This window comes from Amycolatopsis regifaucium (genome assembly GCF_001613935.1).
Taxonomy (GTDB): domain Bacteria; phylum Actinomycetota; class Actinomycetes; order Mycobacteriales; family Pseudonocardiaceae; genus Amycolatopsis; species Amycolatopsis regifaucium.
Map to the genome: position 1 here is coordinate 23,601 of NZ_LQCI01000017.1, position 25,272 is coordinate 48,872.

Here is a 25,272-nt window from a genome sequence, read left to right on the forward strand (position 1 = left end):
AAGGGCAGAATGGAAGTGTGCCCGTGAGCGAACCAGACCCCACGACCTTGTACGAGGCGATCGGCGGTGAACCGGCCTTCACCCGGATCATCGCGCGGTTCTACGCCGAGGTGGCCGTCGACGAAGTCCTTCGCCCGCTGTACCCCGAGGAAGACCTCGGGCCGGCGGAGGAACGCTTCCGGCTGTTCCTCATGCAGTACTGGGGCGGCCCGCACACCTACTCGGATCAGCGCGGCCACCCTCGGCTGCGGATGCGGCACGCGCCGTTCAAGATCGGCCCGATCGAACGCGACGCCTGGCTGCGCTGCATCAAGATCGCGGTCGACGAGGAGCGCATCGAGGAGCCGTACCGCTCCCAGCTGTGGGCGTACCTGGAGATGGCGGCCAACAGCATGATGAACAGTTTCGTGTGATGGAGCGCGACGTGGCTTGGTGGGACCAGGCGGTCTTCTACCAGGTCTACGTGCGCTCGTTCGCCGATTCCGACGGGGACGGCGTCGGTGACCTCGAAGGCATCCGCGGCAAGCTCGGGTACCTGGAGCTTCTCGGGGTCGACGCACTGTGGCTGACGCCGTTCTACCGCTCGCCCATGGCCGACCACGGGTACGACGTCGCCGATCCACGCGATGTCGACCCGATGTTCGGCACCCTGGGCGATTTCGACGTCCTGCTGACCGAGGCGCACAAACGCGGCATCAAGGTCACCGTCGACGTCGTCCCCAACCACACCAGCAACACCCACGCCTGGTTCAAATCGGCGATGGCGGCGCCGCCGGGCAGCCCGGAACGGGACCGCTACATCTTCCGTGACGGGCTCGGCCCGCACGGCGACCAGCCGCCGAACAACTGGGTCAGCGCGTTCGGCGGCCCGGCGTGGACCCGGGTCCCGGACGGCCAGTGGTACCTGCACCTGTTCTCGCCGCAGCAGCCGGATCTGAACTGGACCAACCACGAGGTGGCCGCCGATCTGGAGCGGACCCTGCGGTTCTGGCTGGACCACGGGGTGGACGGTTTCCGCATCGACGTCGCGCACGGCATGGCGAAACCGCCGGGCCTGCCGGACATGGACCCGCGGGTGAACCCGCTCGGGCCGAGCGAGTTCTACGACCCGCGATTCGACAACGACCGGGTCCACGAGATCCACCAGATGATCCGCAAGGTCCTCGACGAGTACCCGCACGCGATGGCCGTCGGCGAGATCTGGGTGACCGACGAGGAACGCCTCGCGCGGTATCTGCGGCCGGACGAACTGCATCTGGCGTTCAACTTCCGGCTCGTGCTCACGCATTTCGACGCCGACGCGCTGCGGACGGCCATCGAGCGGTCGCTGGCGGTGCCGAAGTCCGCCGGGGCCTCCGCCACCTGGACGCTGGGCAACCACGACGTCTGGCGGCAGGTCAGCCGGTACGGCGGTGGCGAGCGGGGCGTGCGGCGGGCGCGGGCGATGGCGCTGGTCGAACTCGCGCTGCCCGGGACGATCTACCTGTACAACGGCGAAGAACTGGGCCTCGGCAACGTCGACCTCCCAGCCGAGGCGCTCGCCGACCCGCGCGCGAAGATCTCCGGCGCCGAATTCGGCCGCGACGCGTCGCGGGTGCCGCTGCCGTGGGAGGGCGACCGTCCGCCGTTCGGTTTCTCGCGCAATCCGCGCACGTGGCTGCCGATGCCCGCGTCCTGGGCGTCGGTGACGGTGGAAGCGCAGCTGGAGGATCCCGCGTCGACGCTGTCGCTGTACCGGCGGGCGATCGAGCTCCGGAAGTCGCACCGGGCTTTCCGCGGCGACGACCTCGAGTGGTACGGCGCCCCGGCGGGCTGTTTCGCGTTCCGGCGCCGAGGTGGCGGGCTGGTCTGCGCGCTGAACACCTCCGCGAGCCCGATCGCGTTGCCGCCGGGCGAGGTGCTGCTCTCCAGCGCGGGGCTGGTGGACGGGAAACTGCCACCGGACGCGGCCGTTTGGCTCGTCTGAGCGCCCCCGGGAATGCAATGAAAGGTCCTTTCCTTGCAAAATTTGCAAGGAAAGGACCTTTCATAGCGCGCTACGGGATCAGTTCATGCCCGGGTGCAGCTTGTACTGCGTCTGGGCGTTGAACTGGTTCTGCCGGACGAACTTCGCCGGGAAGGTCCGCCAGTCGTTCAGTTCGAGGACGTCGAGTCCCTTCACGATGTCGGACGAGAAGATGTAGCCGTTGTACCAGTACGCCGACCACGTGCCGCCGCCGACGAGCTTCTCGTTCGAGAGCGGGCCCCGCTCCCAGTACGCGATCTCCTTCGGCTTCGCCGAGTCGGTGAAGTCCCACACCGAGACGCCGCCCTGGTACCAGGACTGGACCATGATGTCCTTGCCCGGCACCGGGATCAGCGAGCCGTTGTGCGCCACGCAGTTCTCGGTCTCGGACTGGAGCCGCGGGATCTTGTAGTAGCTGCGGAACTCCAGCTTGCGGTTGTCGCCGCGGCCGGTGATCTCGTAGATGCCGTTGGCACCGCGGGTGGAGCCGAACTTCTCCAGGCAGGTCGCCATGCCACCGCCGCCGAGTTCGTCGGTGAAGACGACCTTGTTGGCGTCGTTGTTGAAGGTGGCGGAGTGCCAGAACGCGAAGTTCACGTTGTCCTGGACCCGGCTGAGGACCCGCGGCTTGAGGCGGTCGGAGATGTCGAACAGGACGCCGTCACCCATGCAGGCACCGGCCATCAGGTCCTTCTCCGGGAGCGCCGTCAGGTCGTGGCAACCGGTGGTCGGCGAGCGGCGGGTGCCGTCGGGGTTGTCGCCGCCGGCGTTGCCGCCGTCCGGGAACAGCACCGGGGTCGCGACGAGCGCGGCCTTCGCCGGGTCCTTGACGGGGACCTTGATGATCGAGATCTTGTCGTGCGGCGGCTGGCAGTCGGGCAGGTTCGCCGCCGGCGCGTACGACGAGACGTACACGTAGACGTTCTTGCCGTTCTTGTCCGGCACCATCGTGTTGGTGTGCGAACCGCAGTCGGTCTCGACCGCCGCGACGTACTTCGGTGCCGCGAGGTTCGAGATGTCGAAGATCTTGATGCCTTCCCACGCCGACTTCTCCGACGCGGGCTTCGACACGCTGTTGCACGAGTTGTCGCTGCGCGAGGAGTCGGTCGACAGGAAGAGCAGGTCGCCGGAGATCGACACGTCGTTCTGCCCACCGGGGCAGAGGACCTGGCTGACGATCTTCGGGCGGTAGGGGTTGCGGACGTCGAAGACGTTGAAACCGTCGTAGGTGCCGACGATCGCGTGTCCCTTGGTGAACGCGATGTCCGTTCCGGTCGAGTCCTTGGTGAACGGTCCCTGCTGCGGGACGTTCGCGATCGACCGGAGGTTCGGGCTGTGGACGATCTCGTCCACCCCGGGGATCGTGGTCGCCGACGGTTCGGCGATGACGGCCGGCGCGACGAGCGCGCTCGAGGCGCCAAGGGCGGCGACTGCGGCCGCCGACACGAAGACCCTGGTCAAGCGGCGTTTCAGCCCAGGCTGCAGCACGATATGGCTCTCCTTCCACCCAGCTTTACGCGCACCTTATTCCTTATTTAGGCTCAGCAGATACCGACCAATGGAGGATCTCCCGGGATGAAAAAGAGTTTGACATCGGCGCTCTTCGTCGCCGCGTTCCTCGTCTCGGGCTGCACCGGCGACGAAACCCCCGCCGCGCCGGCGTCCAGCGCCCCGGTGATCGTCCCCGGAAAGCCGGGTGAGCAGGCGGGCACCGTCGCTCCCGGCCCGGTGAACCGCGATCAGCCCAACCAGGCCGACGTCGACTACATCACCATGATGATCCCCCACCACCAGCAGGCGAAGGTGATGACCGAGCTGGTGCCGGGCAAGACGGCGAACGAGCGGATCCGGGCGATCGCGAGCCGGATCTCGGTCGCCCAGGACGGTGAGATCACGATGATGAGGACGTGGCTCACCGACCGCGGCAAGCCGGTGCCCGGGGAGGGTCACGACGGGCACGGCGGGCACCACGATCACGCGCTCATGCCCGGGATGGCGACGGAGGCGCAGCTGGCCGAGCTGCGCGCGGCCTCCGGCACGGCCTTCGAGAAGCTGTTCCTCGACCTGATGATCGCGCACCACCAGGGCGCGCTGACGATGGCCGAAGCCCAGCTCGGCAAGGGAGTGGAGATCAAGGCCCAGGAGATGGCGCAGGAGGTCATCACCGGCCAGTCCGCCGAGATCGAGCGCATGAAGGCGATGCGGGCGACGCTCTAGCCGTCCATGCGTTTCGTCCTCTGAACGCGGTAGTCGGCGACACGAACCACCGCGTTCAGAGGACTGAATGCGGGAGGTTCGAGGGGGTCAGGCGTCGTTGGAGGCGCCGAAGTCGCCGGCGTCCGAGCCGGAGTCGTCGAGGGTGCCCGACACGATCCAGGTCGCCAGCGCGGCGGCCTGGACATAGGGAGCCGCCTTCGCCGCGGCCCGTCCGGCCGATTTGGCCCGGCCCCACTTCTCCGGGCGCTCGGCCCGTTCCGGCGCCTCCTCACCCGGCGGCCGCTCGGTCCGCCACGGGGTCTCCTCCGGCCGGACCTCGGCGAGGAAGTCCGCGGTCGGATCCTCCCCGTCCTTGCCGGCGTCCTTATCGCTCATGGGGACAGCCTGACACCGCGGGCGGCCGGAAGCCACCCGCGGCGTGCGGCGGTAAGAAACCCGTCAGAACAGCAGGGGCAGGAGGGCGTGGCGGCGCTTGAGGACGGCGCCGTAACGCGCGTCGATGCGCATCCACGAATCCGTCGCGGTCACGCGGACGACGTCGTCGGCGATCGACGAGTCGAGGAAGCCCATCCCGGACAACGCGAACAGGCACCGCATCTGGACCTTGATCTCCAGCTCACCGCCGGTGACGGTGAGCACCGCCTGGTCCATCAGCGACGCGGGCGGGTTGCCGTGCGGGCCGACGTTGTCGCGGGCGAGCGCCACCCCGCGATCGGCGAGCTCCGAGATCACCGTCGCCGGCAGTTCGTCCACCAGCTGCCAGCGCCCCGGCGCGGGCAGCTCCGAATGCCACATCAGGTCCCTGGCCGGCCCCGGATCCATCCGCTCGCCGCCCGCCACGGTCAGCGCGGCGAGCAGCTCGTTGCCGGACACCGTGACGTCCGACGGTGTGATGTCGCCGGCGACGGCCCTGGTCGCGAGGACGTCGAACGGGGTCGCGCTCCACGCCTCGACGACACCGTCGCCGCGCTGACGCAAGCGCACCAGGGTGTTCTGGTCGAGCCGGACCGCCCTGGCCACGAACGCGCCGAGCGTTTCGCGGTCACCCGCGTCCGGGATGACGAGCTCAGGCATCCGCGAACCCCTTCTCCAGGAAGGCGCGTTCGTCCTCGGTCAGCCGCCGCGGCCGCTCCGTCACCGTGTCGTACGGCGCGAGCACCGTCTCCGCGGTGACCGCGACCTTGTCGACCTCGGCGGGCCCGGCGTGCACCCGGTAGCCAAGGGTGAAGCTGGCGTGCTTCAAGTCCTTCAACGAGATCTCCACCCGGATGTCCTGATCGGACACCACGATCGGCGAACGGTAATGGACGGCCAGCTTCACCACCACGATGCCCTTGGGCAGTTCGGTGAGCCCGGCCCGGACGGCGTCCCCGAACAGCAGGGGAATCCGCGCCTCCTCGAGCAGGGTCACCAGATTCGCGTGGTTGACGTGCCCGTAGACGTCCATATCCGACCAGCGTGGCCGGATGAGGGAAATGTAGCTCACTACCTCACCGTGCTCCGGATCTGCCTCGCGGCCACCGACAGCGTCGCCAGGTCGAGCTTGCCGGACTTGCCGATCTCGTCCAGCGCCACCCTGGCGCGCTGCAGCCGCGACGCGTTGGTCTTCTCCCAGTGCGCGATCTTCTCATCCGGGTCGGTGCCCGAATCGCTGTGCCGCAACGCGTCCAGCGTGATCGCCCGCAGTGAGCCGTACACGTCGTCCCGCAGCGCCAGCCGCGCGAGCGCGTGCCAGCGGTTGCCGCGTTCGAGACCGCTGATCGAGGTCAGCATCTTGTCGACGCTGAGATGATCGGACAGCGCGTAGTACAGCGCCGCGGTCTCCGCCGGGCTGTGCACCGCGTCGATCCCGACCTGCTGCTCGGCCATCTCCGCGACGTCGGTGACGTCGAGCAGGCCGAAGGTGTGCAGCAGGAGCGCCACGCGCTGGGCCAGTTCGGCCGGGACACCGTGCTGGACCAGCCGCTCGGCGTTGTCGTCGACGGACGCGCATTCGACACCGCGGAGCAGTTCGTGCGCCCGCGGGGCCAGTTCGCCGACGACCCGGCCGAACCGGTTGATCTCGGCGAGCGGGGCCAGCGGCTGCGGCCGGTTGGTGAGGAACCAGCGGGCCGCCCGGTCGAGCAGCCTGCGGGTCTCCAGCATCATCTCGTCCGCGACCTCGGTCGGCACGACGTTGTCGAGCGCGTCGATCTGCGCCCACAGCGAGGGCAGGTCGTACACCTGGGTGACCACGGCGTACGCGCGGACGGCGTCGGTCGCGGTGGCGTTCATCTCCTCCATCAGGCGGAAGACGTAGGAGATCCCGGCACCGTCGACGACCTCGTTGGCCACCATCGTGGTGATGATCTCGCGCTTCAGCGGGTGCTGGAAGATCGCCTCGCCGAACTGTTCGCGCAGCGGCTTCGGGAAGTACTCCGGCAGGCGCCGCGAGAACACTTCCGAATCCGGGAGTTCGCTCGCCAGCAGCTCGTCCTTGAGGTCGAGCTTCACGTGCGCCATGAGCGTCGCCAGCTCCGGTGAGGTGAGGCCCTCGTTCGCCTTCTCCAGCGCGCGGAACTCCGCCGAACTCGGCAGGGCTTCGAGCTTGCGGTCGAAGGCGCCCTTCGCGACCAGCGCCGCGACGAGCCGCTGGTGCACCGAGACCATCGGCCCGGCGTGCGCCCGGCTGACCCCGAGCACGGCGTTCTGCCGGTAGTTGTCGGCCAGCACCAGCTCGCCGACCTCGTCGGTCATCAGCTCCAGCAGCTCGTTGCGCTGCTCGGCGCCCAGCGATCCGGTCGAGACCAGGTGATCCAGCAGGATCTTGATGTTGACCTCGTGGTCGGAGCAGTCGACGCCGGCGGAGTTGTCGAGCGCGTCGGTGTTGATCTTGCCGCCCGCGCGGGCGAATTCGATCCGGCCGAGCTGGGTCAAGCCCAGATTGCCGCCCTCGCCGACGACTCTGACGCGGAGCTGGTTCCCGTTGACGCGCAAGGCGTCGTTGGCCTTGTCGCCCGCGTCGGCGTGGGTCTCGTTCTCGGCCTTGACGTAGGTGCCGATACCGCCGTTCCACAGCAACTCGACCGGCGCCAGCAGGATCGCCTGCATGAGGTCGTTCGGCGCCAGCTTCGTGACGTCCTCGCCGAGCCCGAGCGCCTCGCGGACCTGCGGGCTGATCGGGATCGTCTTCGCCGACCGCGAGTAGACGCCACCGCCCTCGCTGATCAGCGAGCGGTCGTAGTCCTCCCACGAGGACCGCGGCAGGTCGAACAGCCGCCGCCGCTCGGCGAACGAGGTCGCCGAGTCCGGGTTCGGGTCGAGGAAGATGTGCAGGTGGTTGAAGGCGGCCACGAGCCGGATGTGCTCCGAGAGCAGCATCCCGTTGCCGAAGACGTCACCCATCATGTCGCCGATGCCGACGACGGTGAAGTCCTCGGTCTGGGTGTCCTTGCCCAGCTCGCGGAAGTGGCGCTTGACGCTCTCCCAGGCACCCTTCGCGGTGATGCCCATGGCCTTGTGGTCGTAGCCGACCGATCCACCCGAGGCGAAGGCGTCGCCGAGCCAGAACCCGTAGTTCGCCGAAACCTCGTTCGCGATGTCGGAGAACTTCGCGGTGCCCTTGTCGGCCGCGACCACGAGGTAGCTGTCGTCGCCGTCGTGACGGACCACGCCCGGTGCCGGGACGGTCTTGCCCTCGACGCGGTTGTCGGTCACGTCCAGCAGGCCGGAGATGAACATCCGGTAGCAGGCGATGCCCTCGTTCAGCTGAGCGTCACGGTCCAGGCCCGGGTCACCGGTGGCCGTCGGCGGGCGCTTCACGACGAAGCCGCCCTTCGCGCCGACAGGCACGATGACCGCGTTCTTGACCGCCTGCGCCTTGACCAGGCCGAGGATCTCCGTGCGGAAGTCCTCCCGGCGGTCGGACCACCGCAGGCCACCGCGCGCGACGTCGCCGAAGCGCAGGTGCACGCCCTCGACCCGCGGCGAGTACACGAAGATCTCGTACTTCGGCCGCGGCTCGGGCAGTTCGGGCACCGCGCTCGGATCGAGCTTGAGCGCCAGGTACTGCCGGGGACTCCCCTCCGCGTCGGTGACGTGGTAGTTCGTGCGCAGCGTGGCGAGGATGACCGCCATCAGGCGCCGCAGGATCCGGTCCTCGTCGAGGCTGGTCACCTCGTCGACGAGCTCGCCGATCTCGGCGGTGAGCTGATCGGCCTGCGACGCGCGGGCCTCGGCGCTGATCGAGAGGTCGAAGCGGGTCTCGAACAGCCGCACCAGCGCGGTGGCGATGTCGGTGTGCGCGAGCACGGTGTTCTCGATGTACTCCTGCGAGAACGGGATCTTCGTCTGGCGCAGGTACCGCGAATAGGCCCGCAGGATGGCCGCCTGACGCCAGGTCAGCCCGGCGCGCAGGACGAGCCCGTTGAAGCCGTCGACCTCGCAGTCGCCGCGCCAGGCGGCGTGGAACGCGTCCTGGAAGCGGACGCGCAGGTCGGTGTCCGCGTGGTCGAGGACCTGCGGGTCGATCCGCAGGCCGAAGTCGTAGATCCACGACCGGCCGCCGTCTTCGCGGCGCAGTTCGTAGGGCCGCTCGTCGACGACCTCCACGCCCATCCGCTGCAGGACCGGGAGCACCTTCGAGAGGGTGACGCCCTCGCCGCGCAGGTACAGCTTGAAGCGCCGCTCCCCCGCCTCGGCGTCGGCGGGCAGGTAGAACGACATCGACAGGTCACCCTCGTCGGTCAGCGACTCCAGGGCACGGAGGTCGGCGAGCGCTTCGAGCGCGCTGAAGTCCTCCTTGTAGCCCTCGGGGAACACCGCGGCGAACCGCTGCCCCTGTTCACCCGCGGACTCCTCCCCCAGCAAGCCGATCGCGACACCGCTGTCCCCGGCACGCTCGCGGCGTTCGGCGAGGATCGCCTCGACCATCCGGTCGTCCCAGCTGCGGACGGCTTCGTTGAGCCGTTCCTGGATGCGCAGGGTGTCCGGTTCCGACCGCTGCGAGGGGTCGGTGTGCACGATGAAGTGCACCTGCGCGAGCACGGTCTCCCCGATGCGCGCGCTGTACTCCAGTTGCGTGCCTTCGAGTTCTTCGAGCAGCACCTCCTGCATCGCGAGCCGCGAACGGGTCGTGTAGCGATCGCGCGGGAGGTACACGAGGCAGGAGTAGAAGCGCCCGTACGGGTCGCGGCGCAGGAACAGCCGCAGCCGCCGTCGATCCGACAACGTGATCGCGCCGGTCGTCGTGGAGTACAGCGAATCGGTGTCGGCCGAGAACAGGTCGGCCCGCGGCCAGTTCTGCAGCACTTCGAGCATCCGCTGGCCGGAGAAGGACTCCATCGGGAAGCCCGCGCGGTGGATGACCTCGCGAACCCTGTTGCACACCACGGGGATGTCCAGCACGTTCTCGTGCAGGGCGGTGGTGGTGAACATGCCGAGGAAGCGGTGTTCGCCGGTGACGTTTCCGTTGTCGTCGAACGTTTTCACGCCGACGTAGTACGGATAGACCGGACGGTGCACGGTGGACGGCGCGCTTGCCTGGGTCAGCACCAGCAGCGTCGGCGCGAGCGCGGACACCGCCGTGTCGGGCCCCGCGGTGAGGCTGCGCGCGGCCAGGCTGTCCTGGCGCAGCACGCCCAGCCCGGTCGCGAGCACCGCGCGCAAGGCGGGCTCGTCGTTGCCGGGATGCGGGTTGTCGATCAGCTCGTAGCGGCGGTAGCCGAGGAAGGTGAAGTGCCCGTCGGCGAGCCAGCGCAGCAGGCGGGCGCCTTCGGCGACCTCACCGGTGGGCAGGTTCGGCGGGTTCTCGTCCAGCTCGTCGGCGAGACGGCGCGCCTGTTCCGCCATCTTGTCGGTGTCCTCGACGACCTCGCGCACGTCGCCCAGCACCGAAGAGAGCCGGTTGTCCAGCTCGCGGGCGCGGTTCGGGTCCGTCACCAGGTCGATCTCGATGTACATCCACGATTCGGCCGCCGAATTCGACGGCGGCTCGGCCGGGTCGGCGTCCGGGTGGACCGCCAGCAGTTCACCGGTCAGATCACGGCTGACCACGACGATCGGGTGCACGATGCGCTGCACCTGCACGCCGTCGCGGGCGAACTCGGCCGCGACGGAATCCACGAGATAGGGCATGTCGTCCGTGACGACCTGCACGACGGTGGCCTCACGCGTCCAGCCGTCTTCGGGGCCGGTCGGGTTCAGCAGGCGCACCGCGGGACGGCCGGGCATCCGGTCCTTGGCCAGCTGCAGATGCGAGCGGACGGCGCCGACGAGGTCGACCGGGTCGTCACCGAGAATCTCTTCGGCGGGGATGTGCCGGTAGTACAGGCGGATCAGGTCGCCGATCTCCGGGGCGTACGCCGCGGCGGCGTCGATCAGGTCGTCCCGGATCTGCTCCGGGTTCACCGACCGGCGCCGGGCGCCGTCTTCGGTGCCGACATCTGTTCCGGGCGGGGACGAGACTCCCGTCGAGCTCATTTGAGACAACTCTCCACTGTGCGAGATTGACACCGCGACCGGCACGACTCTGTACCGGCCCAGACCCCAACCTACAGCTCCGGACTGACGGCACCACACGGCCGGGTCATTCCCGTCCGTCGAAGATTTCCCTGCTCAGCTACCGGAATCGCCGTGATCGGTTCAGCTACTGGCCGGTCACATCGACGGTCTGTCCGGCCCTTCGCCCGCCCCGTCGCACCGGGGGTGACCAGCACCCATTCCCGTTCACCGGACCGGCGCACAGCCTCACCCGGCCGACTGAATCGTTCCAGTGAGACCTGCTCCGACCGAGGTGCAGCAAGGGACCTTTGCTATCGCCGGGTCAGTCGCTCCCGTTGGCGCGGTGCCGGTCGCGGCCGTTGACCGGACGCTTTCCCGAGTCCTGGGAACCGAGTTGTTTCACGAGCGCGGCGGCGCTCGCGGTGCCGGCCTGATGCTCGGCGAGTGCGCGGGCGAGCAGGTCGGCGAGACCGGCGTCCGGCGGCGGCTCGTCTTCCGCGATGGCGCGGGCGTAGCTTTCGGGGAACGGCGTGATCGGCCGCCAGGAACCGGTGTCGGTCAAGGGGTCCAGCGCCGGCGGCATCCGCAGCCGGGGCAACCACGGCTCCACGACCTCTTCCTTGGCGCTTTGCGAAGAACTTTCCCGGGCACCTTCCCGGACGTCTTCCTGGGTGTTGCCGGGGAACGACGGCGCCGGGTCTTCCCGAGGCGGCGGCGCGAGCGGGACGGCGGGTTCGGCGTACTCCACCGGCGCCTGCTCCCGGCGGACGTGTCCGGTTTCGGCGCGTTCTTCGGGGGCAGGGCCGGGATGCGCGTCCGCGGTGTTGTCCGCACGACGGCGGCCACCACCCTGCCCGCCGGTGCTGGAGATCCCGAGCCGGTCCAGCACCGATTTCGCCGCCACGGAACCGTGTTCGGCGTCGTGCCTGGTCGTCCGCGAGACGGGGGTGGTCGACCGGCGGGCGCGTTCTTCGGCCGCCCATTCGTCGCTCTCCCACAACGGGGCGGCGGTCCCCGGGGGACGCGGTGGTTCGGTTTCCGCCGCGATCCGCGGCCGGGGTTCGGCGGCGGGTTCGGGAGCCAGGAGCAGTTCCGGGATCACCGGTTCCGGCGACGGCTCCTCGTACCGCACGGGCGGCTCAGGCCGGTGCCGCGCGGCCGGAACCGGGGTTTCCGACCGGGTGACCGTGGGGCCGGGTGCCGCGGAGGCGACCTGCTCGCGAGCGGGAGGAGGTTCCGGACGACTGCGCCGCCCGGGCTCCGGCTCCGGTCGCGGTGCCGGTTTCGGCGGCGGCTTCAGTGTCGGCGCGGCCGGTTCGGCCTTGGGCTCGAACCTGATCGACGGCTTGGGTTCCTGGGGTTTCTTCGGTACCCGGCGACGCCAGTCGCCGGCGGACGCCGCGGCTTCGCGCGGCGGCTCCGGGCGGGACGGCGGCTTCAACACCGGCGCTTCGGTCTTTTCCGCGGCAGGTGACTCCTCCGGACGCGGAGGGACGACGGGACGGGGAGGCTGGGCCGGCGTGTGCCGCGACGGCTCGGGCGCCGCATGGCTGTTCTGCCGCACGGGCCGCGGCGGTTCACGGCGGACCGGCGGTTCGGCGGCCGCCCGCTTCGGCGGCGCCACGTCGATCGGCGCCATCACCGCGGTCACCTCGGCCGGGGCGGGCTCGGGTACCGCGGTGGCGGCCGGACGCGTGGTGACGGCCCGCAGGACGTCGTCGAGATCGACCGCGGTGTTCTCGGCCGCGCCGAACTCGCCGACCAGGACGTTGCACGCCTGCCTGCGCGCGCGGGCGTGCAGGTGTTCGGCGGCACGCGAACGGTGCAGGCAGCCGATGGCCTCCTCGGGACGGCCGAGCCGTTCCTCGATCTGCGCGAGTTCCAGCCACAACCGGGCGGTGACAGCGTGCAGGCCGTGATCCTCGGTCCCGGCGACCGCTTCGCGCACGAGCATGCCCGCGGCTTCCCCGGAGCCCGCGGGTAGCAGGACGCGGGTGGCCACCGCCAGCCGCAACCACGCGGCAGGCGAGATCCCGGCGGCGCGGACGGGCGCGTCGAGGACCGGCTGGGCGAGCTCCAGCGCCATCTCCGTGTCGCCCCGGTCCAGCAACGTGCAGACGAGTTGCAGGATCAGCCGGATCCGGACGAGACCGCCGTCGTCATCGGGGTTCGCGAGCTTTTCGAGCATGCCCAGCCCGGTCCGCGCGGCGTCCGCCGCCGCCGTCAGATCGCCGTGCCGACGACGATGCGCCGACACCCCGACCCGCAGCATCGCGCGGATCAGCAGCTGCGAATCCGCCGTCATCGAGCCGTCGCCGAGCACGAGCTTGTCCGCTTCGGCGAGCACGCGGTCCAGCTCCGTCTTCCGGCCGAACTGCGCCAGGCAGCCGACGAGATGGCACAACGCCTCGGCCCGGTGCACCGGCGAGACCGCCGGATCCGCCAGCAGCGGACGCAAGGCGGCCAGCCCGGTCAGCGGAATGCCGACACTGCGCGCGCAGACCGCGAGGTCGATCCTCAACCGGGCCGCGATGTCGCCGTAGCCCGCGTGTTCGGCGGCGCGCAAGGCGGCCACCGCCCGGCCGACCGTCCGGGGACGGCCACCGAGCCGCACCCGAGCGGTCACCACGAGACTCTCCGCGCGGATCCACTGCTCGTCGGCACCGGCCGCCTCGGCGAGCGCGGCCGCGCGCTCCCCGAGGACCAGTGCGAGTTCAGGCGCCCTCAAGTGCAGGGCGTCCGCTCGTTCGATCAGCCTTCCGACAGCGGACAAGGTTCCCCCGGTGGCAGCCGTCCGCCCACCCACCATGGTGGTGGGCGGGCCCGGCCGTTGGCGCTTGCTGGCTTCCACGGGGAACCCCCGGCCCTCAGTCGCGGGTCAGCTTGCGATGGGTGACGCGGTGCGGACGAGCGGCCTCGGCACCGAGACGCTCGACCTTGTTCTTCTCGTAGCCCTCGAAGTTACCTTCGAACCAGAACCATTGCGAGGGGTTCTCGTCGGTGCCTTCCCAGGCGAGGATGTGCGTCGCGACCCGGTCGAGGAACCACCGGTCGTGCGAGATGACCACGGCGCAGCCGGGGAACTGCTCGAGAGCGTTCTCCAGCGACCCCAGGGTCTCGACGTCCAGGTCGTTCGTCGGCTCGTCGAGCAGGATCAGGTTCCCGCCCTGCTTGAGGGTCAGCGCCAGGTTCAGCCGGTTGCGCTCACCACCGGAGAGCACGCCCGCCGGCTTCTGCTGGTCCGGGCCCTTGAAACCGAACGCGCTGACGTAGGCACGCGAGGGCATTTCGGTCTGCCCGACGTGGATGTAGTCCAGCTTGTCCGAAACCACCTCCCATACCGTCTTCTTCGGGTCGATCCCGCCGCGGTTCTGGTCCACATAGGACAGTTTGACCGTCTCGCCGATCTTGACCTGTCCGGCGTCCGGCTCTTCGAGCCCGACGATCGTCTTGAACAGGGTCGTCTTGCCGACACCGTTCGGCCCGATCACCCCGACGATGCCGTTGCGCGGCAGGTCGAACGACAGACCGTCGATCAGCACGCGGTCGTCGAAACCCTTGCGCAGCTTCTCGACCTCGACGACCACGCTGCCCAGCCGGGGCCCCGGCGGGATCTGGATCTCTTCGAAGTCGAGCTTGCGGTGCTTGTCCGCCTCCGCGGCCATCTCCTCGTAGCGGTCGAGCCGGGACCGCGACTTGGTCTGGCGCGCCTTGGCGTTGGACCGGACCCATTCGAGTTCGGACTTCAGTCGCTTGGCGAGCTTGGCGTCCTTCTTGCCCTGGACTTCGAGCCGCTCGCGCTTCTTCTCCAGGTACGTCGAGTAGTTGCCCTCGTAGCCGACGACGCGGCCGCGGTCGAGCTCCATGATCCACTCGGCCACGTTGTCCAGGAAGTACCGGTCGTGGGTGACGGCGAGGACGGCGCCGGCGTAGTTCGCGAGGAACTGCTCCAGCCACAGCACGCTTTCGGCGTCCAGGTGGTTGGTGGGCTCGTCGAGGAGCAGCAGGTCCGGCGCGGACAGGAGGAGCTTGCACAGCGCGACCCGGCGGCGCTCACCACCGGAGAGGTGGGTGACCGGCTCGTCCGGCGGCGGACAGCGCAAGGCGTCCATCGCCTGCTCCACCGCGGAGTCGATCTCCCACGCGTCGGCGTGGTCGAGGTCCTCCTGGAGCTTGCCCATCTCCTCCATCAGCTCGTCGCTGTAGTCGGTCGCCATCAGCTCGGCGACCTCGTTGAAGCGGTTGAGCTTGACCTTGATGTCGCCCAACCCCTCCTCGACGTTCTCGCGGACGGTCTTTTCCTCGTTGAGCTCCGGCTCCTGCATGAGGATGCCGACGCTGGCGCCAGGCTGGAGGAAGGCTTCGCCGTTGCTGGCCTGCTCGATCCCCGCCATGATCTTCAGAACGGTGGACTTACCCGCGCCGTTGGGCCCCACCACGCCGATCTTGGCGCCGGGGTAGAACGCGGTGCTGACGTCGTCGAGGATGACCTTGTCCCCGACGGTCTTGCGCACCTTCTTCATGGTGTAGATGAACTCGGCCATACAAGCGATCGTAGAGCGAGCCGATCGCGGCCTTGACGGCGGTCACCATCGAACTACCGACAGTCAGCCCGATATCACTGAAAGAGCATCGGACCCCTCATCCCACGGGTGCCTCCTCCAGTGCGGTGACCATGGGATTCCCCGGGGGTGGCGACGGCATCGGGATCGCCTTCGGCCGGTCACGCCCGATCCGCCGGATCTCGGCCGAACAGCGCGCGAGGTTGGGGCCGATGGAGAAGGCCTCAAGCTCAGGTAGACCGAGAGGGGCCGGGATCTCCTCCGCGGTCTCGGCGCCGCGCAGCCGCCCGGCCACGATCACCGGATCGCCCTTGCTGAGGCACGAGAAGGCCGCCATCGCCAGCTTTCGCCAGCAGGTGACCCGGACCGCGAGCTGCCGCCCGTCGCCCCACTCCCCTTTTTCCTTGTCGTACCGGCGTTCGACACTCCGCAAACCGAACGACACGACGTCGTGCCCGTGCACCCGCTCCGGATGGTGGACCGGTTCACTGGTCAGGTTGCCGATCATGGTCACCCAGGTCTCGCCCATCGCCATCACATCCGCCTTTCGCCTCGATCCGGGCCGCTCCCGGTGCTTCCCTCGAACACAGCCTGCCTCGGATCAAGGGGCGAAACCGGGCGCGAACCGAGTCTGTGGACAACTCCGGGTGAGACGGGCTTCCTGTGGACAACTCGGGCCGAGAAACGGGGAGAGCCGACGAAGATGTGGTACGAGACCTACCGGTCCCGCCCTGACCGCCCGGTTGTCCTAGTGCTGCCACCCGGATCGGCTATCGAGGGAAAGGTCACACAGAGCCGGAACCCGGACCCCGGCCCTGATCCGCGAGTTTCTTCAGCATCGCGTTGTAGGCGTTCAAATCCTCGTCGCCCGAGGCGTCCTCGCGTCGATCCCGCCGCCGGGCCTCCCGCTCGTCCTGCCGCGCCCACTGCACCAGCAGCGCGACCAGCACCAGCAACACCGGCAGTTCACCGGACGCCCACGCGATCCCGCCGCCGAGCCGCTGATCGGTCAGCAGGTCGGTGACCCACGACAGCTTCAGCGACCGGTAGAAGTCCTGGCCGAGCACGGTCTGCATGCTCATCAGCGCGATCCCGAAGAACGCGTGGAACGGCATGGCGGCGAACATCATCCCCAGTCGTCCCAGATGCGGGAGCCGGCGCGGCGCCGGGTCGACACCGATCACGGGCCAGTAGAAGACGTAGCCGGCGAGCAGGAAATGCGCGTTCATCGCCAGATGCGCCCAGTGGTAGTTCAGCGCGGCGTCGAACAGGCCCGAGAAATACAGGCCGTAGAAGGAACCCACGAACAAAAGCAGGGCCACGATCGGATGCGTCAGGAACCGCGAAATCGGCGAATGCACGAAGGCGAGCAGCCATTCACGCGGTCCGGGCGGCGCGTCCTTGCCCGCAGCGGGCAGGGCGCGCAGCGCGAGCGTCACGGGTCCGCCGAGGACGAACAGCACGGGCGCCACCATGGACAGCAGCATGTGGTTGCCCATGTGCACGCTGAACATCGCGGGCGCGTACCGCCCGATACCGGACGACGTCGCGATCAGCAGCACGAAGCAGCCCGCGAGCCACGCGACGATCCGGCCGGTCGCCCAGGTGTCGCCGCGGCGCCGCAGCCGACGGACACCGGCGAGGTACAGCCCGGCGAGAACGATCGCGAGGGTGCCGTAGACGAGGTCGAACCGCCAGTCCGTGAGCAGCCGGAAAACGGTCGGCGGACCGGAAAGGTCGTAGCCGATCAGCAGTTCAGTCGTGGACGGCTGAGTGAACGATTCCTGCGGCGGCGGGGTCTTCGCGAGTCCGGTGGCGATGCCGATGGTGACGAACATGATCAGCACCTCGACCGCGGCGAGCCGCAGCAACTGCCCGCCGCCGGCGCCGTTCACCAGCCCGGCGACCCCCTTCTGCCGCTGCTGATGGCCGAAGACGCCGAGCAGCAGCAACGCGACGATCTTCGCGAGCACGAGCAGGCCGTAGTCGGTGGTGAACAGGTCGGCGATCTCGATCCGCACCAGCGCGTTGACGAGGCCGGAGACCGCCATCACCAACCAGCAGACCAGCGCCAGCTTGGAAAACCGCGTCGCGGCGAGGGTGAGGTTCTGGCCACGGCGCCAGCCGAGCGCGAGCAACGCCACCAGGCCGCCGACCCACAACGCGGCGGCGATCAGGTGGTAGAGCAGGCTGTTGGTCGCCAGGTCGTGCGAGCCGCCGCTCGCGGAATGCCCGGTGACCGCGACCGGGATCAGCCCGCCGACGGACAGGAAGAAGACCACCGTCGTCCAGCCCCAGGTCAGCGCGAGACGGCAGCCGAGGGCGACCAGCAGCGCGATCAACGCGGTGAACAGCCAGGCCTTGGGCTGCTCGATGGCGTCCACGAGGTCGATCAGAACCTGCGGTGAAAGCACCTCGGTGAACGGGCGGCCCGCGCCGTCCGCGGCGGAGAAGAAGATCGACGCGGCGGCGGCGAAGAACCAGACCCACGCGGCGGCGCCCGCGACGCGGATGGCCGCGTAGCCGTCCGCCGCGAGCGTGCCGGACTTCTGCGGCGGGACGAGGAACGCGGCGAGCAGCAGTGAACCGACGCACAGCACCGAGGACGCCTCGGCCAGCACCCTGACGACGGTGATGCCGTAGCGCGTCACCAGGCCCGGATCCGGCAGGCCCGCGATGACGTAACCGGCGCCACCGGTCAGCGCGACCAGTCCGACGGCCACCACCGCGGCCAGCAGCGCCCCGATCGACACGAGCGGCAGGACACCGGCCTTCCGCGCGGATGGGGCCGGTTTCGTCTCGGGGTCTGAAGGCACGTCACGAGGGTATGCCTGGTACGCAAGGGGCAAGATGGCGGCGTGCGGATCATCCTGCTGAGGCACGCCGAGTCGCTCGGCAACGTCGACGAGCTCGCCTACACCCGGATTCCCGACCACGCCCTCCCGCTCACCGAGGCAGGCCGTGAGCAGGCGCGGCTGGCGGGCCCGGAGATCGAAGCGCTCCTCGACGGGGAGCGGCCGGCGGTGTACGTCAGCCCGTATCTGAGGACGCGGGAAACGTTGCGGCTATTGGACATCAGTGACTGCTACGAACGGGTCGTGCCGGAGCCCCGGCTACGGGAACAGGACTGGGGCAACCTCCAGGATCCGCTGGAGCAGGAGGTACAGAAGCAACGCCGTCACGAGTTCGGGCACTTCTTCTATCGCCTCCCGTTCGGTGAATCCGGGGCGGACGTCGACGACCGGGTGGCGGCGTTCCTCAGCGAACTGGCGGCTTGCGGCGAAAATCACCCCAAGACCGTGCTGGTCGTCTCACACGGCTTGACCATCCGGTTGCTGTGCCGACGGCTCTTCGGGTGGAGCATCGAGCTGTTCGAGTCGTTGTCGAATCCGACGACCTGCGAATACCGCGTCCTCGAACGCGACGGCGACAAGTGGACGCTGGACCGCCCGTTCCGTCAGTGGCGGGACTCACCCGACGGGGAGACTCAGGACTGAAGGTGCGAGAAGCACCACCCGCGTCCCCAGACCGGGGCTGGATTCGATGCGGGCGAAGCCGCCGATCTCCGCCATCCGCGCGATGATCGAGTTCTCGAGCCCGAATCCGCGCCGTCTGTCGCCGACGTCGAAACCGGCGCCGTGATCCCGCACGGTCAGGGAAACGCCGCCGTCGATCTCTTCGACACTGACGACGGCCCGCCTGGTCCCGGAGTGCTTGAGGGTGTTGCGCAAGGCCTCCCGCGCCGCGTCGTGCAGCGCGACGGCCACCTCCTCCGAGAGGTCGGGACCACAGTCGTCCTGGATGACGACTTCGGCCCGCAAACCTTCCGCGGCCATCTCGGCGGCGAGCAGCCGGAGCCGCTGGTGCAGTCCGAGCGGCCCGGTCTGTTCGTGTTCGAGGCTGATCCGGATGCGCATCGCCTGCGCGCGGGCGGTCCGGCGGACCCGGTCGAGGCTGGCCGCCGGGTCGAGTTCGTCGGCGGGCGCGGGGATCGCGAACGACTCCATCACCTGCAGGACGGTGTCGTGGACGTCACGGCGGTGCCGTTCGCGTTCCGCCGCCCTGCCCTGCTGCTCCCCGAATCCGAGCGCGAACCGCATCGAGGCGCCGACCAGGCCGACGATCGCGAGTGACGCGACCAACGCCGTTCCGAGGGTGAGGAAGAGACCGAGCGAGGACCCCGGGTACACGGTGGAATGCAGCACCACCGCGCCCACGCTGACCAGCGCACCCGCGAGCGCGCCGCGCAGGAGGGTCCAGATCATCACCGTGCCCATCAGCTGGGTCCAGACGATCGACAGGATCGCGGTGTCCGGTCCGGTCAGCGCGGCCCCCAGGGTGAGTACCAGGGCGGACGCGGCGTCGGCCATGGGGACCGGCCGGGTATCCGCAGAAGCTCGGAAGACCCAGGCGGCCTCGGCGACGTTCGGCACCAGGTGCAGCGCCGCGATCGTCCACAGCGTCGACGAGCCGCCGTCACCCGCCGCCCACAGCGCCTGCACCAGCATTGCCAGCCGGAACACCACCGGGACCAGCACGAGCCGGGGCAAGGTGGTCCGCACCAGCCGCGGCGGGATTCCGCCTCCGCGCATCAGCACCCTCACGCCGCTCCTCCCCGGATCAGCCGTCCTGAAACAGCGAGCGAGTCGCATTCATTTCAGTTTACGAGCAATCAGCTTGCCCGCGGCGCGGCGAGGATGTCAACGGGCGACCGGTTCGGCGACCTCCTCCCGTTTCCCCGCCCGTGCCGCGGCCAGCGCGGACGGGACGATGAGGGCGGCGGTCAGGCCGACGAACAGGAACGACACCGAAAGCGACGTCACCTGCGCGATTCCGCCGATCAGGGGTGGTCCGGCGAGGAAGCCGGTGTAGGCGATCGCGGTGACGAAGGCCAGCTCCCGTTCCCCGCCCGTGCCGTCGGCGCGTTTACCCGACGCCCCCGCGAGGCTCAACGCGATCGGGAAGGCGGCGGCCAGCCCGGCGCCCGCCAGCGCGAAGCCGGCGAACCCGAACACCGGCACGCGGGCCAGCGCGGCGAGCACGAGTCCGGCCGCGGCGATCCCGGCACCCACCGCCAGCGCGCGAGTCGCGCCGAAGCGGTTCTGGAGCCAGGCTCCTGCGAGCCTGGCGATCGCCATGGCCAGGGAGAACCCGGAGTAGGCGAACGCCGCGGCGCCGTCCCCGACGCCGTGCGCGGAGGTCAGCAGCAGCGCGGACCAGTCCGAACTCGCGCCTTCCGCGATCGCCGAGAACAGCGCGATGGCGGCGAGCAGCCAGAGGACAGGACGCTTGATCGGCGCCACCCGCGGTTTCTCGACGGGAGCGGTGCGCACGGGCCGAGCACCGGGCACGGCCACGATGACGAGGGCGAGCACGACCAAGGCCGCCACCGCGGCGAAGGTGAGATGCCTGCCCGGCGACCACTGATGGGACGCGGCGAAACCGGCGGCGACCGAACCCGCCAGCGCGCCGAAACTGAATCCCGCGTGCAGGACCGGCATGATGGCGCGCCCGGTCCGGCGCTCGACCTCCACGCCGGCGACGTTCATCGCGACGTCCAGCGCGCCGACGCTCCCACCGAGGACGAACAACGCCCCGGCGAGCAAGGGCACCGACGTCGAGAAGCCGATCATCGGCAGTGCCGCGCAGGCGATAACCGTGCTGCCCGCGACCACCGCGCGGGCACCGTGCCGCTCGATCAGCCGCCCGGACACCGACGCGGCGATCAGCATGCCGACGCTGGCCCCCAGCAGCGCGAGGCCGAAAACACCCGGCGAGGCGTGGACTCTTTCCGACAGCGCCGGAGTCCGCGGCGCCCAGGAGCCGAGGGCGGCACCGTTGAGCGCGAACACCACGAAAACGGCCGTACGGTCACGCATAGACCCCAGTCTCCTTCCGATTCCTGTTTCCTCAGAATGACTTAAGCGCTTCAGAAAGTCTACCGGTCCCGCCCCGGACTAGACTGCGGCCGTGACCAGCACGCGACGGCGAAGGCCGACGTTGGACGATGTCGCCGACGCCGTCGGGGTGTCGCGCGCGACCGTTTCCAACGCGTACAACCGGCCCGATCAGCTGTCCGCCCAGCTGCGGGACGAAGTGCTGCGCGCGGCCAAGAAGATCGGGTACGCGGGGCCGAACCCCACCGCGCGCAGCCTTGCCACCAGCCGCACCGGCGCGATCGCGGTCATGCTGGACACGAACCTCTCGCTCGCGTTCTCCGACCCCGCCCTTTCGGTCACCCTCGACGCGCTCGCTTCCGTGGTCGACCCCGGGGGGCACGCCCTCCTGCTGCTGCCGGGAGACGGCGAGAGCGGTGGCCCGCGCGCGGAACGCGTCTTGACCGCGCAGGCCGACATCGCGGTGGCGTGCTCCCTGGCGGACGGCGCGCCGGCGCTCGACGCGATCCGCGACCGGAGGATGCCGTTGGTGGTGATCGACCAGCCGCACGTCCGCGGGTCGGCGAGGATCGGCGTGGAGGACAGGGCGGGCGCGGCCGCGGCGGCCCGGCATCTGCTCGACCTCGGGCACCGGCGGATCGGCATCTTCTCGGCGCAATGCCTGTCCTCGCCGCGCGGTGGCGAGATGACCCCGGAACACGCCGCGGACACGCGTTTCCACGACACGCGCGAACGACTCGCCGGATACCTGGACACGCTGGCCGAGGCCGGTATCCCGGCGGCGGACGTGCCGATCTGGGAGGCGTCCGGGATTTCTGTCGAGGGCGCCGTCCCGAGCGCCTTCGGCCTGCTCGACCGGGATCCGCGGCCGACGGCACTGCTGTGCATGTCGGACCAGCTCGCGCTGGCCGCGATCTCCGCGGCGGGGCATCTGGGCCTGTCCGTACCCGCGGATCTCTCGGTCGTCGGATTCGACGACGTCCCACCGGCGCGGTGGTCCGAACCTCCACTGACGACGGTGCGGCAAGACCTTTCGGCCAAGGGGCGGATCGCCGGAGAACTGGTGCTCGGCCTGCTTCGCGGCGACAAGACGCCCGCGCCCGCCCAACTCCCCGTCGAACTGGTCGTCCGCGGCTCGACCGCGCGCGCTTAGCACCTGTTTCCGGACCGCACAACGCGGTCGGGCGATCTGTGGACAACTCGCCCCGATCGAGCGGCGCGCGACTACTTATCCACAGAAGTAGAAATGCGGGCAGACAAAGCCTTTCCGCCGGGTCATCGTGGAATCACACATTCGACGACGGCGATCGAACCGCCGATTCACGGGGGAGAACCCAGCCATGACACGACGTTTGACGAACCTGCGCGTCCGCCTCCCGCACGTGCTCCTGTTGGCCGTCTTCGGCCTGCTGACCAGCACCGGAGTCGCGAGCGCCACCACCGCGCCGCCCGCACCCGCCTGTCAGAAGGGCGAGTTCTGCGTATGGGGCGAAGAATCATTCGGCGGCACAGCGCACAAATTCGACCTGCGCACCTCGAATCCCGAGGAATGCATTCCGCTGCCCGCGGGCTTCGCCGGGCATTCGTTCGTCAACCGGCTGAGCCGGGATGTGACGATTTATCAGAGCGAAGAGTGCACGACCGAAGGAGATTTCATCACCTACCCGGGTGGCGGCACCTACGTACCCCAAGGACCGTTCGTGATCCGCGCCCTCAAGATCTGGGACTGACCACCCCGGCGGTTCGCGCGCGTCGCTTGCGGAGGAGTCGACTCGCGACCTGCGCGAACCCTGGGGCCGCTCCCCCGAAGCGGCCCCGGCCCGTGAGCGCGTCACCCCGCGTCGCGACGCGCTCACGGGCGTTCCAAAAAAACGGTGGGCTCGACCTGAAACGATCTGGCGGTGTCGAACGATCGACAGGTTGGCGACGGCTAAGCTGCCGATGCTGGGCGACACCCAACGTCGCCGACGTTGGCCCTCGTAGCTCAGCTGGATAGAGCAAGAGCCTTCTAATCTCTAGGTCGCAGGTTCAAGTCCTGCCGGGGGCACTACCAGGGGAAACCCTGGTGAGGTCAGCGTGTACGTCGCTTGCGCAGCAAGAGATTGCTTGCCGACGATCCGGCCATGTCGAGCACTTACGGCATGGCCGGGTCGGAACTTTTCGGCGAGCTGTCGCCGGACCGGGTCCGGTCGCTCGAGTCCAAGCGAGTCTCACAATGCCCGTTCGAACTCTGTCGAGACAGCTTCGTTACCTCGGCTTCGATCGACGTCGAGGCCGACCGCGATCGATGGAACCGATCGAGCTTGTGTGACATCCTACCCCCAAGTGCCACATCGACCCGGCCGGCGACGGCCGGGAGCAAGGGGGTGGATCGATGGTGCCAGCCGGAGCGGGGTTCTTCGTACGGCCGGAAGCGGTGGAGGGGCTCGCCGGTCTGGTCCGTAAGCAGGGAGATGGGGCAGGCGACTTCCAGCTGGCGTTCCGCAACACCATCGTGCGCGGCGACGACGGCGAGGGGCTGCTCGCGCTGATCTGGCCGAAGCTGGACGAGTGGCGGGACAACATGAGAAATCACCTCGGTATCGCGTTCAACTGGGGTGTCTCCGCCGGTGACGCACTCCATTGCGCGGCCGTCTGGTATCGCGGCACCGACCGCGCCAAGGCGGCCGAACTGGACTTGCAGCTCCGGGAGCTGGGAGTCGAGCGCGTCGGACGGGACGAGGTCCGCGATCCCGCCTCCGCGGGAACGTTCCGGGAGGTGGCGCCCGTGGACTATCCGGGCCCGGACCCGGCGAAGCTCACCGACCCGGCCTGGTGGCCGGTCAGAGCCGAGGAAGCGGTCGAAGAGGTCGTCGGCCTCGGCGGCGCCTTGGGCGACGTGGCCGGGTTCGTCAAAGACCTCACGGGGGTGGACATCTTCCACGTGGCCGCCAGCGCCGTGATCGGCGATTGGAAAGCCTTACAGGAGCGGGCGGTCCTGTTTCGCGACGCTGAATCCGGGTTCGCCGACATCGCCGCCAACATCCACCAAGGTCAATACGGCATCCAGGACCAATGGACCGGCCGGGCGGCCGACGCCGCCATGGATTGGCTCGACAAGTACCGCACGGCGTGCCTGGACCTGTCCGAATACTGCGGTGCGGCAGGGGATGCCATCGAGGGCCTGGCCAAAGCGGCGTACCACCTGATGCAGGACCTGAAGCACGGCTTGGGCGCTCTGATCGACATCCTGCTGCTGCTCTACACCCGAGGGTCGGCGGCGGCCGCGAGGGCAGGCAAGAAAAACGTCGAGTTCATTCTCGAGATCATCAGCATCATCGCCGATGGCAAAAACCTGTGGAAAGTCATGATCGACGGCGAAGCCAAGCAGCTCGTCGCCCTCGCCGTGGCCGCCATAGACCAAACCGGCGCCCTCCGCGCCATCGTCAGCGCCATCCTGGCGCTGGCGCACCAATGGGAACTCGGCCGGGCCATCGGCGAGGCGACCGGCGCCACCGCGCGCAACATCGAACTCCCCAGCTGGCCCTTCACCTACGACCATCCGCACGCGGATTGCGGACAGGAGGTCCGGGCATGACCCTCATCGATCCCGCGGACGACCCGAACTGGCCGACCGCCCGGCACAACATGCTGCGGCTGCTGGCCGCGTCCGGAGCGGGGGCCGGTGCCGATTTCGCCAAGGACGTCCTGGCGGGCAACCGGCAACCGCGCGAACTGCTGTCACACCGGCCCGTCGCCGACGAACTCACCGAGCAGGGCGCGGCCTTCCGACGGCTGCTGGACAAGATCCCACCGGCCGAGCTGCGGGAGTTGCGGACGCATGCCCAAGAGGCGGTGCGTCGCGAGGTCGACGAGCTGGCGAACCTGGACATCGAAGCCGCCGAGGCGGAACTGCGTGCCGCGGCCGAGCCGCCGAGAGCACCCCGGCCGTCGGAACGGCGCGACGAGGACGACGACTGGTTCGACCGGCCGGTCATGGAGGAACTCTGACGCAGGACACCGCCGCAAGGGCCACCGAGATTCTGACGCCTCGCTGCCGCTCGGCTTGGCGTTGTTACGTTCCCATCATGTCTTCATAGAAGGACGACCATGTCCTGCTCGCATGCTCATC

19 protein-coding genes and 1 tRNA gene are annotated in these 25,272 nt (G+C 69.2%); 9 read left to right on the forward strand and 11 right to left on the reverse strand.

Translation table 11 applies throughout. From position 1 onward, the window contains the following. The first annotated feature begins 17 nt into the window (after positions 1–17). Complete coding sequence (locus AVL48_RS19135; protein ID WP_061987905.1) at positions 18–413, forward strand: globin; 396 nt, start codon at positions 18–20, stop codon at positions 411–413. Continuing rightward, a complete protein-coding gene (locus tag AVL48_RS19140) occupies positions 413–1,966 on the forward strand; it encodes a glycoside hydrolase family 13 protein (protein WP_061987903.1) in 1,554 nt (517 codons plus the stop codon). Before AVL48_RS19135 ends, AVL48_RS19140 begins: the two co-directional genes overlap by 1 nt. 78 nt (positions 1,967–2,044) lie before the next feature. Here the strand turns inward: AVL48_RS19140 and AVL48_RS19145 are convergent, their stop codons facing one another. Further along, positions 2,045–3,493 carry an LVIVD repeat-containing protein gene (locus AVL48_RS19145; protein WP_061987901.1) on the reverse strand — a complete coding sequence of 483 codons (1,449 nt, stop codon included), beginning with the start codon at positions 3,491–3,493 and terminating at the stop codon, positions 2,045–2,047. A gap of 87 nt (positions 3,494–3,580) precedes the next feature. Here AVL48_RS19145 and AVL48_RS19150 point away from each other — a divergent pair, with 87 nt between their 5' ends. Next, on the forward strand, positions 3,581–4,222 hold the full coding sequence (locus AVL48_RS19150) for a DUF305 domain-containing protein (protein ID WP_061987899.1): 642 nt from the start codon (positions 3,581–3,583) through the stop codon (positions 4,220–4,222). Positions 4,223–4,309: 87 nt separating this feature from the next. On the opposite strand, the gene AVL48_RS19155 is transcribed toward AVL48_RS19150, so the two are convergent. The 8 genes from AVL48_RS19155 to AVL48_RS19190 all read right to left on the reverse strand — a co-directional run bounded on the left by AVL48_RS19155 (position 4,310) and on the right by AVL48_RS19190 (position 18,080). Next, positions 4,310–4,597, reverse strand: coding sequence for a hypothetical protein (locus AVL48_RS19155; RefSeq protein ID WP_061987897.1), 288 nt, complete (start codon positions 4,595–4,597; stop codon positions 4,310–4,312). Between the two features lie 63 nt (positions 4,598–4,660). Next, on the reverse strand, positions 4,661–5,296 hold the full coding sequence (locus AVL48_RS19160) for a DUF8010 domain-containing protein (RefSeq protein WP_061987895.1): 636 nt from the start codon (positions 5,294–5,296) through the stop codon (positions 4,661–4,663). Next, on the reverse strand, positions 5,289–5,708 hold the full coding sequence (locus AVL48_RS19165) for an acyl-CoA thioesterase (RefSeq protein WP_061987893.1): 420 nt from the start codon (positions 5,706–5,708) through the stop codon (positions 5,289–5,291). Before AVL48_RS19165 ends, AVL48_RS19160 begins: the two co-directional genes overlap by 8 nt. Further along, positions 5,708–10,681, reverse strand: coding sequence for an NAD-glutamate dehydrogenase (locus AVL48_RS19170; protein WP_061987891.1), 4,974 nt, complete (start codon positions 10,679–10,681; stop codon positions 5,708–5,710). Before AVL48_RS19170 ends, AVL48_RS19165 begins: the two co-directional genes overlap by 1 nt. A 343-nt stretch (positions 10,682–11,024) precedes the next feature. Next, positions 11,025–13,553, reverse strand: a complete 2,529-nt coding sequence (locus AVL48_RS19175) for a hypothetical protein (RefSeq protein WP_061987889.1) — start codon at positions 13,551–13,553, stop codon at positions 11,025–11,027. A 16-nt stretch (positions 13,554–13,569) separates the two neighbouring features. Continuing rightward, on the reverse strand, positions 13,570–15,246 hold the full coding sequence (gene ettA, locus AVL48_RS19180) for an energy-dependent translational throttle protein EttA (protein WP_037319456.1): 1,677 nt from the start codon (positions 15,244–15,246) through the stop codon (positions 13,570–13,572). Between the two features lie 97 nt (positions 15,247–15,343). Then, positions 15,344–15,799 (reverse strand): single-stranded DNA-binding protein, encoded by a 456-nt coding sequence (locus AVL48_RS19185; protein WP_061987886.1) that lies wholly within the window; start codon positions 15,797–15,799, stop codon positions 15,344–15,346. A gap of 250 nt (positions 15,800–16,049) precedes the next feature. Then, positions 16,050–18,080, reverse strand: coding sequence for a bifunctional copper resistance protein CopD/cytochrome c oxidase assembly protein (locus AVL48_RS19190; protein ID WP_061987884.1), 2,031 nt, complete (start codon positions 18,078–18,080; stop codon positions 16,050–16,052). A gap of 42 nt (positions 18,081–18,122) precedes the next feature. Here AVL48_RS19190 and AVL48_RS19195 point away from each other — a divergent pair, with 42 nt between their 5' ends. Beyond that, positions 18,123–18,761 carry a histidine phosphatase family protein gene (locus AVL48_RS19195; protein ID WP_061987882.1) on the forward strand — a complete coding sequence of 213 codons (639 nt, stop codon included), beginning with the start codon at positions 18,123–18,125 and terminating at the stop codon, positions 18,759–18,761. On the opposite strand, the gene AVL48_RS19200 is transcribed toward AVL48_RS19195, so the two are convergent. Together AVL48_RS19200 and AVL48_RS19205 are read right to left on the reverse strand one after the other, a co-directional pair. After that, complete coding sequence (locus AVL48_RS19200; RefSeq protein WP_425266093.1) at positions 18,735–19,856, reverse strand: sensor histidine kinase; 1,122 nt, start codon at positions 19,854–19,856, stop codon at positions 18,735–18,737. The genes AVL48_RS19195 and AVL48_RS19200 overlap by 27 nt on opposite strands. Positions 19,857–19,964: 108 nt before the next feature. Next, positions 19,965–21,143, reverse strand: a complete 1,179-nt coding sequence (locus tag AVL48_RS19205) for an MFS transporter (RefSeq protein WP_061987878.1) — start codon at positions 21,141–21,143, stop codon at positions 19,965–19,967. 121 nt (positions 21,144–21,264) lie between these two features. Here AVL48_RS19205 and AVL48_RS19210 point away from each other — a divergent pair, with 121 nt between their 5' ends. The 5 genes from AVL48_RS19210 (at position 21,265) to AVL48_RS19230 (ending at position 25,151) form a co-directional block, all read left to right on the forward strand. Continuing rightward, a complete protein-coding gene (locus AVL48_RS19210; protein ID WP_082857688.1) occupies positions 21,265–22,314 on the forward strand; it encodes a LacI family DNA-binding transcriptional regulator in 1,050 nt (349 codons plus the stop codon). A gap of 187 nt (positions 22,315–22,501) precedes the next feature. Next, positions 22,502–22,891 (forward strand): peptidase inhibitor family I36 protein, encoded by a 390-nt coding sequence (locus AVL48_RS19215; RefSeq protein ID WP_061987874.1) that lies wholly within the window; start codon positions 22,502–22,504, stop codon positions 22,889–22,891. Positions 22,892–23,134: 243 nt separating this feature from the next. Then, positions 23,135–23,208 (forward strand) — tRNA-Arg (locus AVL48_RS19220). 369 nt (positions 23,209–23,577) lie between these two features. Next, entirely contained in the window at positions 23,578–24,738 is a 1,161-nt protein-coding gene (locus AVL48_RS19225) for a hypothetical protein (RefSeq protein WP_143105047.1), read from the forward strand. Beyond that, the gene (locus tag AVL48_RS19230) at positions 24,735–25,151 is read left to right on the forward strand and encodes a hypothetical protein (RefSeq protein ID WP_061987870.1); all 417 of its coding nucleotides are present in this window, start codon (positions 24,735–24,737) and stop codon (positions 25,149–25,151) included. The genes AVL48_RS19225 and AVL48_RS19230 overlap by 4 nt, the downstream gene beginning before the upstream one ends. The last annotated feature ends 121 nt before the right edge of the window (positions 25,152–25,272 follow it).